This is a genomic window from Nonomuraea lactucae, from assembly GCF_003313395.1.
Taxonomy (GTDB): Bacteria; Actinomycetota; Actinomycetes; order Streptosporangiales; family Streptosporangiaceae; genus Nonomuraea; species Nonomuraea lactucae.
Genome location: NZ_QNFZ01000928.1, coordinates 1 through 8,588, shown reverse-complemented (window position 1 = coordinate 8,588; position 8,588 = coordinate 1). Strand labels below are relative to the sequence as shown.

Sequence of the window (8,588 nt, the reverse complement as noted above, 5' to 3'; positions counted from 1 at the left end):
GGCCAGGCCACGGCCGGTGCGGCCACGGCAGGTCCGGCGGGGCCGGCGGGCGACGACGGCGAGCTGCAGGCGCAGCTCGCCGAGCGGACCGCCGATCTGCAGCGCCTCCAGGCCGAATACACCAACTACCGCAGGCGCGTAGAGCGTGACCGGGTCGCGGTCCGCGAGCAGGCCGTCGCGGGCGCGCTGGTCGAGCTCCTGCCGGTGCTCGACGACCTCGGCAGGGCCCGCGACCACGGCGAGCTCACGGGCGGATTCGCGAAGGTGGCCGAGTCACTGGAGGCTGCGCTCACCAAGCTGGGCCTCAGCTCGTTCGGTCAGAAGGGCGAGCCCTTCGACCCGACCGTCCACGAGGCGCTGATGCACAGCTACTCGCCCGACGTGACCGAGCCGACCGCCATCGAGGTGCTGCAGTCGGGCTACCGGTTGGGCGAGCGGGTGCTCCGCCCGGCGCGGGTGGCCGTGGCCGAGCCCGAGGACGCCCCCCCGGCGCCCGCAGACGACGACAACTGACAAGGACGAAGGGCCATAGATGAGCACCAAGGACTACCTGGAGAAGGATTACTACGCCGTCCTTGGTGTGCCCAAGACCGCCACCGCCGACGAGATCAAGAAGGCCTACCGGAAGCTGGCCAGGCAGTACCACCCGGACACCAACCAGGGCGACGCGTCCAAGGAGACCAAGTTCAAGGAGGTCTCCGAGGCCTACGACGTCCTGTCCGACAGCAAGCGCCGCAAGGAGTACGACGAGGCGCGCGCCCTGTTCGGGTCCGGTGTCGGCGGCCAGCGTCCCGGCGGTGGCGGGTTCCCGTTCGACTTCGGTGACCTCTTCGGCGGCACCGGCGGCCACCAGGGCGGCCAGGGGGCCGGTGACCGCATCGGCGACCTGTTCGGCGGGCTGTTCAACCGCGGGGGCGGCACGACCCGTACGACCAGGACCACCAGGCCGCGCCGGGGCCAGGACATCGAGTCGGAGGTCACCCTCACGTTCACGGAGGCGGTCGAGGGCACCACGGTGTCGCTCAGGCTGACCAGTTCGGCCGCCTGCACGGCGTGCAGCGGGACGGGGGCCAAGGCGGGCACGACCCCGCGGGTCTGCCCGACCTGCGAGGGCACCGGGGCAGCCAGCCGCAACCTGGGCAACTTCGCCTTCTCCGAGCCCTGCCGCGACTGCAAGGGCCGCGGGCTGCTCGTGGACGACCCCTGCCCAGTGTGCGAGGGCAGCGGCCGGGCCAGGAGCACGCGCACCATCCAGGCGCGCATCCCCGCCGGGGTGGCCGACGGCCAGCGGGTCAAGCTCAAGGGCAAGGGCGCACCGGGTGAGAACGGCGGGCCCGCCGGAGACCTCTACATCCAGACCCACGTCAAACCGCACGCGGTGTTCGGGCGGAGCGGCGACAACCTGACGGTCACCGTGCCGGTGACGTTCACGGAGGCCGCGCTCGGGGCCGAGATCAAGGTGCCGACCCTCAAGGGCCTGCCGGTCACCTTGCGCGTCCCCTCGGGCACGCCCAACGGCCGCACGTTCAGGGTGCGCGGACGCGGCGTCACCCGCAAGGACGGCACCAAGGGCGACCTGCTCGCCGCTGTCGAGGTGCTGGTGCCCAAGACGCTCGACGACAAGTCACGCGAGCTCCTCACGGAGTTCAACACCGCGACCGCGGGTGAGGACCCGCGGGCTGATCTCATCCTGAGAGCCAGAAGCGAGTAGCCGATGGACGCCAACTATTTCGACCTGTCAGACGAGACTCCCGTCTACGTGATCTCGGTGGCCGCGCAGTTGTCTGGGCTGCACCCCCAGACGCTCCGGCAGTACGACCGGCTGGGGCTGGTCTGCCCGGGACGCACGGCGGGGCGCGGCCGCCTCTACTCGACTCGCGACATCATCCAGCTGCGCGAGGTGCAGCGGCTCTCCCAGGAGGAGGGCATCAACCTCGCCGGCATCAAGCGGATCCTGGAGCTGGAGAACGAGGCTCTGCGGCTGCGTGAGGAGGTTCACCGCCTGCGCGCCGAGATGCAGATGGTCAGGGCGCTGATCCGCTACGAGCTGCCACCGGGGGCATAGGAACACATGGACTACAAGCTCACCCAGAAGAGCCAGGAAGCTCTCTCCGGGGCCATGCGGCGTGCCGCCGCGGAGGGCAATCCGGAGATCGCCCCGGTTCACCTGCTGACCACGCTGCTCGCCCAGACGGGCGGCACCGCCGTGCCTCTGCTGGAGGCCGTGGGCGCCGACTGGAAGGCGCTGCGCGCCAGGGCCGAGGAGCTGCTTGCGGCGCTGCCCAAGGCGCAGGGCTCGACCGTCAGCGCGCCGTCGAGCTCGCGCCAGCTGCTGACCGTCATCAACACCGCGGCCCAGCGGGCCAAGCGGCTGGAGGACGAGTACGTCTCCACCGAGCACCTGCTCGTCGGCCTGGCCACCGACGGCGGACAGGTCGCCGAGCTGCTCAAGTCGCAGGGGGCGACGCCGCAGGCGCTGCTCGACGCGTTCGAGAAGGTACGCGGCCACGCCCGCGTCACCAGCGAGACGCCCGAGGACACCTACCAGGCGCTGGAGAAGTACGGCGTCGACCTGACCGAGCGCGCCCGCAGCGGCAAGCTCGACCCGGTCATCGGCCGTGACTCCGAGATCCGCCGGGTCGTGCAGGTCCTGTCCAGGCGCACCAAGAACAACCCGGTGCTGATCGGCGAGCCCGGCGTCGGCAAGACCGCCGTCGTCGAGGGCCTCGCCCAGCGCATCGTGGCCGGCGACGTGCCCGAGTCGCTGCGCAACAAGCGGCTGATCTCGCTCGACCTGGGCGCGATGGTGGCCGGCGCGAAATACCGCGGCGAGTTCGAGGAGCGGCTCAAGGCCGTGCTGTCCGAGATCAAGGAGAGTGACGGCCAGATCGTCACGTTCATCGACGAGCTGCACACGGTCGTCGGCGCGGGCGCCGCCGAAGGCGCCATGGACGCGGGCAACATGCTCAAGCCCATGCTGGCCCGCGGCGAGCTGCGCATGATCGGCGCCACGACGCTCGACGAATACCGCGAGCGCATCGAGAAGGACCCCGCGCTGGAGCGCCGTTTCCAGCAGGTCTACGTGGGCGAGCCGACGGTCGAGGACACGATCGCGATCCTGCGCGGGCTGAAGGGCCGCTACGAGGCCCACCACCAGGTGCAGATCGCCGACAGCGCGCTGGTCGCCGCCGCCGCGCTCTCCGACCGCTACATCACCAGCAGGTTCCTGCCCGACAAGGCCATCGACCTGGTCGACGAGGCCGCCTCCCGGCTGCGCATGGAGATCGACTCCCGTCCCGTGGAGATCGACCAGCTCCAGCGCGACGTCGACCGGATGAAGATGGAGGAGCTGGCGCTGTCCAAGGAGACCGACGAGGCCTCCGTCCAGCGGCTCGAACGGCTCCGCAAGGAGCTGGCCGACCGCCAGGAGGAGCTCAACGCCCTCGTCGGCCGCTGGGAGCGCGAGAAGGCCGGGCTCAACAAGGTCGGCGAACTGAAGAAGCAGCTCGACGAGGCCCGCGGCGCGGCCGAGCGGGCGCAGCGCGACGGCGACTTCGAGACGGCCTCCCGGCTCATGTACGCCGAGGTGCCGCGGCTGGAGCAGGCGCTCCAGGAGGCCTCCGAGGCCGCGCCACCCGACGACGCCATGGTCAAGGAGGAGGTGGGCCCCGACGACATCGCCGAGGTCATCTCGTCCTGGACGGGCATCCCGGCGGGCCGCCTGTTGGAGGCCGAGACGGCCAAGCTGCTGCGCATGGAGCAGGAGCTGGGCAGGCGGCTCGTCGGGCAGCGGCAGGCCGTACAGGCCGTGTCCGACGCCGTGCGGCGCAGCCGGGCGGGCATCGCCGACCCCGACCGGCCCACGGGCTCGTTCCTGTTCCTCGGGCCCACGGGTGTCGGCAAGACCGAGCTGGCCAAGGCGCTGGCGGAGTTCCTGTTCGACGACGAGCGGGCGACGACCCGCATCGACATGAGCGAATACTCCGAGAAACACAGCGTCGCCAGGCTGGTCGGCGCGCCTCCGGGTTACGTCGGCTACGAGGAGGGCGGCCAGCTCACCGAGGCGGTGCGGCGCAGGCCGTACACGGTGGTGCTGCTCGACGAGGTGGAGAAGGCGCATCCCGAGGTCTTCGACATCCTGCTGCAGGTGCTCGACGACGGGCGGCTGACCGACGGCCAGGGACGCACGGTCGACTTCCGCAACACGATCCTGATCCTCACCTCCAACATCGGCTCGCAGTTCCTGGTCGACCCGACGCTGGAGAACGGCTCCAAGCGCCAGGCCGTCATGGGCGCGGTCCGGACCTCCTTCAAGCCCGAGTTCCTCAACCGCCTCGACGACGTGATCCTGTTCGACGCGCTCGGCTCCGAGGAACTGGCGAAGATCGTCGACCTGCAGGTGGATCGGCTCGCGCGGCGGCTGTCCGACCGCAGGCTGACGCTGGAGGTCACCCCGGCCGCCCGCGAGTGGCTCGCGCTCACCGGCTACGACCCGCTGTACGGCGCGCGTCCCCTGCGCCGGCTGGTCCAGTCGGCGATCGGCGACAAGCTGGCCAAGGCGGTGCTCTCGGGTGAGGTCGTCGACGGTGACAAGGTCAAGGTGGACCTCGGCGACGACGAGCTGACCATCCAGCGCGCCTGACCGTCCGGCGCTCCGGTGCCTGACGGTCCGGCGCTCCAGTGCCTGACCGTCCGGCGCTCCCGCGCGCCGGACGTCCCTTCCCTCCCCGCCCGGAGGCCGGTTCGGCCTCCGGGCGGCGGCGTTCCATGGGACGGTCAGGCCGCCCACCCGCCGGTAAGGTCTGCCCCAGCCTTCGGGCAAGCCCCCTTCCGCCCGCCGCGTGGCTGACTAGCTTGGCGCTTCATCGGATCGCCGAACACGATCAGGGGGACGTGAAGTGTCATCTCGCAACATCCGGAGCGTCATAGCGGTGGCCACGCTGACCGCGGGGGTGAGCTGGCTCGCGGCGGGCCCGGTGTCCGCCGAGTCCTGCCTGGAGGCGTCCGTCGACTCCGCCGTCACGCCGCTCTGCGCCGACCTCACCCGCACCGCGGGTGAGGGGCGGCTGGTGTCGGAGGACGAGGAGCTGGCCCGGCTCGTCACGAGAACGGCCCAGCGCCTCGGCCTGACGGGCCTGAGCGGCCGGGCTCCCGCCGACGCCGGCACGGCCGGGACGAACCTGACGGGCGACACCGGATACACCGGCGCAGAACCGGCCCACAGGACCACCAGGACCGGCAAGACCACCAGGACCACCAAGACCGGCAAGTTCGGCAAGAACGCCAAGGTCGGCACGAACGGCGAGAACGGCGAGAACGGCAAGGCCACCGAGGACGCCGGCAGGACCGCCAAGGCGGGCGACTCGGCCAAGCCCGGGAAGGGCGCCAGCTCCGCGAGCTCGCGGAGCTCGCGGAGCTCGCACCTGCCCGATCAGCCGTCCGGCCGGTCGAACCCGGACCGCCCCAACCCCGGCCGGTCCAACCCGGACCGCCCCAACCCGGACCGGTCCCACCCGGGCCGGTCCAACCCCGCGGGCCTGCCCAACCCCTCCGGCCTGCCCAACCCCTCCGGCCTGCCCAACCCCTCCGGCCTGTCCGATGCCTCGACGGCGGGCGCGGTGCCCAACCTGCCTGGCCTGCCGGTGCTCCCGGCCATGCCCGCCGGGATGTCCTTCGGCCGGGTGCCGGTCGCCGGGCCCGGCGCCTCGCACTCGCTCAAGCGCCCCACCGGTGAGGCCCCCAAGAGGGTCGCCTCGGACGTCGCGCCGGCGGCGCCCAGGACGGACGGGACCCTGCCCGACGCGGGCCGCCTGCCCCAGGCCCCGCCCCTCGGCTCCCGGACTCCGGCGGCCGGCGGCGTCAACGACGTCCTGAACGGGCTGCCCCTGAACTGACCCCGGTCGTTCCACGGAGCCCCGTCCCACCCAACACCGGGCGTGCTGTGAAGCGCCCGTCCCGCCCAACCCCGGGAGCTCCATGGAAACGCCCGGAAGTCCCGCCCCACCCGGGGCGTTCCGAAGAGGGCCGCGACCTTCCGGTCGCGGCCCTTCCGCGTGTGGTCAGGAGACCATCGCGTCGAGCTCGTCTTCGGGCAGGCCCAGATCGACCCTGATGCGGTAGCGGGTGCGCAGCAGCGCCACGTGCTCGGGATCGTCCTCGTCGCTCGCCAGAACGGCCTGCGTCGCCCAGTCGAGCCCGGCCCGCAGGTCTCCATAGGCCACGAGGGTCTCGGCGATCGTGTGGGCCGTCGCCGTGGTGGCCCCGCCCTCGGCTCTGATCGTCTCGATGACCTCCCTCGCCTCGTCGGGCCTGTCCAGCTCGAACAGCGTGTCGGCGATGCCGGCACGTGGGTCGATGATCGACTCGCCACCGTCTTCCACCGCGCGCTGGAAGCACTCCAGCGCTCGCGCGGGCTGCCCGGCCGCTCGCCATTCCTCGGCCGCCAGGACCAGGATGGACGCCCTGGAGACGTCTCCCGAGGAGTAGCTCAGCGCGACGTCGTACAGCCGCCCGGCCAAGGAGCCGTGGTCATCGGCCAGCAGGGCCTGCTCGAGCAGGCGATCAAGGTGCTCACGGGTCACATGCGCCACACCGCGAGACTACCGAGCCCCTCGCCGGTTTGCCCCGGCAATGCACATCGCCGATCGGCCACGACTTCGCCAAGATCAGGTCAAAGGACGGCCAAGCACGGCGTGTCGCCGCAGGCCGAGGGCATAAGAGCCGTCGCGCGCGTCGCGAGCGGAGGGGTGGTCATGGGCATGTCCAAGCAGATGACCTTCACGCTGGCGTGCGCCCTGGTGCTGGCGACCGTGATCCCCGGAGCGGCCGGATACCTGTCGGCCCGCCTGGAGGCCATCGAGGCGGCGGAGCGCAACCTGCGCGCCGTAGAGGCGAGGCTGAACGCCCGCATGGTGCGCGAGGGCAGGGAGGCGAAGGAGGAGCGGCCTGTGTCGCTGCCCGCCCCGTGCGTGCCCGCCCCCGTGCCGCTGAGCAGCGCCCTGCCCGCCTCCTTCACCGACGGCCTCCGGCACCCCCGCTAGGCACGCGCCACGCCGACCCGCGGCGACCGCGGACGCTAGGCGGGCTGCGGCGACCAGGAGCGGAGCTGGCGAGACAGGAAGCCGCGGACGAGCTGCTTGGCCGCGTCGATGATCTCCGGGTCGCCGTCGGGCACGTGACGGAAGGCCAGCTTGAGCACCGCGTCACCGGCCTCGACCGCCACCAGCATGGCCACGTCGAGCTCATGGCTGTCGGCCAGCCCGAACTCCTTGAGCAGCAGCCCGCGCAGCCGTCCCGCGATCACGGCGTTGTTGTCGGAGTCGGAGTCGAGCAGGTTGAGGTCGACCACGTCGCCGAAGTGCAGGCTCCTGAAGCCGGGGACGGTCCGGTGCATGTCGACGTACTCGTCGATGATCGCGTCGACCGCCTCCCACCAGCCGCGGTAGTCCTCCTCGATGAACCGGTGGCCGACCCGGGAGACGAACTGCTCGACGTTGCGCCGGGTCAGCTCCTGGGTGATGGCCCGCTTGTCGGGGAAGAACTGGTAGACCGAGCCGATCGCGACACCGGCCCGCTCGGCGATGCGGGTGGTGGAGAGCGCCTCGTAGCCGATCTCGTCGAGCAGCGCGGCGCAGGCGTCGAGCATCCGCTCGACCCGGCGCGCGCTGCGCCGCTGGGTGGGCCGCCGGCGTAAGGCCTGGGGGCGCGCGCGGTCATCGTCAATCTGGGGCGTCGGCACGCCTTAATCTTCTCTCGAAGCGGCCGATCGTTACCGGTCAATTACGGATTTCTCATGGCTCCGGACAGCCGGGCCAGCCCGCGCAGCGCTCCGGGAGACAGCCTCGACAGGGCGTACCCGATCCTCCCCTCCACGTTGACAGGCACGACGGCCTGGTTGCGGTGTACGGCGCGCAGGATGTGGGCCGCGACGCGCTCGGGCGGGTAGCCGCGGCGTTCCAGGGCCCGCACGGCGAACTCGCGCAGGTCGGGGCCGACATAGGTGGCGTTGCCCGCGATGGGCGTCGACACGAAGCCGGGGCAGACGGCGCTGACGCCGATGCCCTGCCCGGCGAGGTCGGCCCGCAGGCACTCGCTGAGCATCCTCACCGCCGCCTTGGCGGTCGAGTAGGCGGGCAGCATCCTCGACGGGGCGAACGCGGCGAGCGAGGCGATGTTGACGATGTGGCCGCCCTCGCCCCGTTCGACCATCTGGGCGCCGAACAGCCGGCAGCCGTGGACGACGCCCCACAGGTTCACGTCGAGCGCCTTGCGCCAGTCGTCGGCGGAGTGGTCGAGGAAGGGTCCGCTGACCACGATGCCGGCGTTGTTGACCACGATGTCCGGCACGCCGTACCGGTCGCTCACCTGCCGCGCGAACTCCTCCATGAGCGCTGTGTCGGCGACGTCGACCCGCATGGCGTGTGCGGTGCCGCCGAGGTCCTCGGCGATGCCGTCCGCGGTGCGCGCGGCCGTCCCCGCGTCCAGATCGGCGCAGACGACCTCGGCCCCGTGGGCCGCGAAGGCCCGTGCGGTGGCGCGGCCGATGCCGCTGCCCGCGCCCGTGACGACCACCAGCCGGTCGCCGAACG

9 protein-coding genes are annotated in these 8,588 nt (G+C 71.8%); 6 read left to right on the top strand and 3 right to left on the bottom strand.

Translation table 11 applies throughout. From position 1 onward, the window contains the following. The 5 genes from grpE to DQW85_RS32205 all read left to right on the top strand — a co-directional run. The coding region (grpE, locus tag DQW85_RS32225; RefSeq protein WP_113703560.1) for a nucleotide exchange factor GrpE at nucleotides 1-513 on the top strand (513 nt) is incomplete at its 5' end. A gap of 19 nt (nucleotides 514-532) precedes the next feature. After that, a complete protein-coding gene (gene dnaJ / locus DQW85_RS32220) occupies nucleotides 533-1,711 on the top strand; it encodes a molecular chaperone DnaJ (protein WP_113703559.1) in 1,179 nt (392 codons plus the stop codon). A 3-nt stretch (nucleotides 1,712-1,714) separates the two neighbouring features. Continuing rightward, nucleotides 1,715-2,065, top strand: a complete 351-nt coding sequence (locus tag DQW85_RS32215) for a heat shock protein transcriptional repressor HspR (protein WP_113703558.1) — start codon at nucleotides 1,715-1,717, stop codon at nucleotides 2,063-2,065. A gap of 6 nt (nucleotides 2,066-2,071) precedes the next feature. Further along, the gene (gene clpB, locus DQW85_RS32210) at nucleotides 2,072-4,642 is read left to right on the top strand and encodes an ATP-dependent chaperone ClpB (protein WP_113703557.1); all 2,571 of its coding nucleotides are present in this window, start codon (nucleotides 2,072-2,074) and stop codon (nucleotides 4,640-4,642) included. A 289-nt stretch (nucleotides 4,643-4,931) separates the two neighbouring features. Continuing rightward, nucleotides 4,932-5,894, top strand: coding sequence for a hypothetical protein (locus DQW85_RS32205; protein ID WP_113703556.1), 963 nt, complete (start codon nucleotides 4,932-4,934; stop codon nucleotides 5,892-5,894). Nucleotides 5,895-6,059: 165 nt separating this feature from the next. Here the strand turns inward: DQW85_RS32205 and DQW85_RS32200 are convergent, their stop codons facing one another. Next, a complete protein-coding gene (locus DQW85_RS32200) occupies nucleotides 6,060-6,590 on the bottom strand; it encodes a tetratricopeptide repeat protein (protein ID WP_240197559.1) in 531 nt (176 codons plus the stop codon). Nucleotides 6,591-6,692: 102 nt separating this feature from the next. Between DQW85_RS32200 and DQW85_RS32195 the strand changes: the two genes are divergently transcribed. Next, nucleotides 6,693-7,040, top strand: a complete 348-nt coding sequence (locus DQW85_RS32195; RefSeq protein WP_113703554.1) for a hypothetical protein — start codon at nucleotides 6,693-6,695, stop codon at nucleotides 7,038-7,040. 35 nt (nucleotides 7,041-7,075) lie between these two features. Here DQW85_RS32195 and DQW85_RS32190 read toward each other — a convergent pair whose 3' ends face one another. Together DQW85_RS32190 and DQW85_RS32185 are read right to left on the bottom strand one after the other, a co-directional pair. Further along, nucleotides 7,076-7,738: a TetR/AcrR family transcriptional regulator gene (locus DQW85_RS32190; protein WP_240197558.1), complete on the bottom strand. Its 663-nt coding sequence runs from the start codon at nucleotides 7,736-7,738 to the stop codon at nucleotides 7,076-7,078. A gap of 41 nt (nucleotides 7,739-7,779) precedes the next feature. Beyond that, nucleotides 7,780-8,588, bottom strand: an 809-nt coding sequence (locus DQW85_RS32185; RefSeq protein WP_113703552.1) for an SDR family NAD(P)-dependent oxidoreductase, incomplete at its 5' end; no start/stop codon positions are given.

Bases quoted from the DNA above. Each gene is read 5' to 3' on its own strand.
- dnaJ (WP_113703559.1), top strand. From the start codon at position 533: ATGAGCACCAAGGACTACCTGGAGAAGGATTACTACGCCGTCCTTGGT.
- DQW85_RS32215 (WP_113703558.1), top strand. From the start codon at position 1,715: ATGGACGCCAACTATTTCGACCTGTCAGACGAGACTCCCGTCTACGTG.
- clpB (WP_113703557.1), top strand. From the start codon at position 2,072: ATGGACTACAAGCTCACCCAGAAGAGCCAGGAAGCTCTCTCCGGGGCC.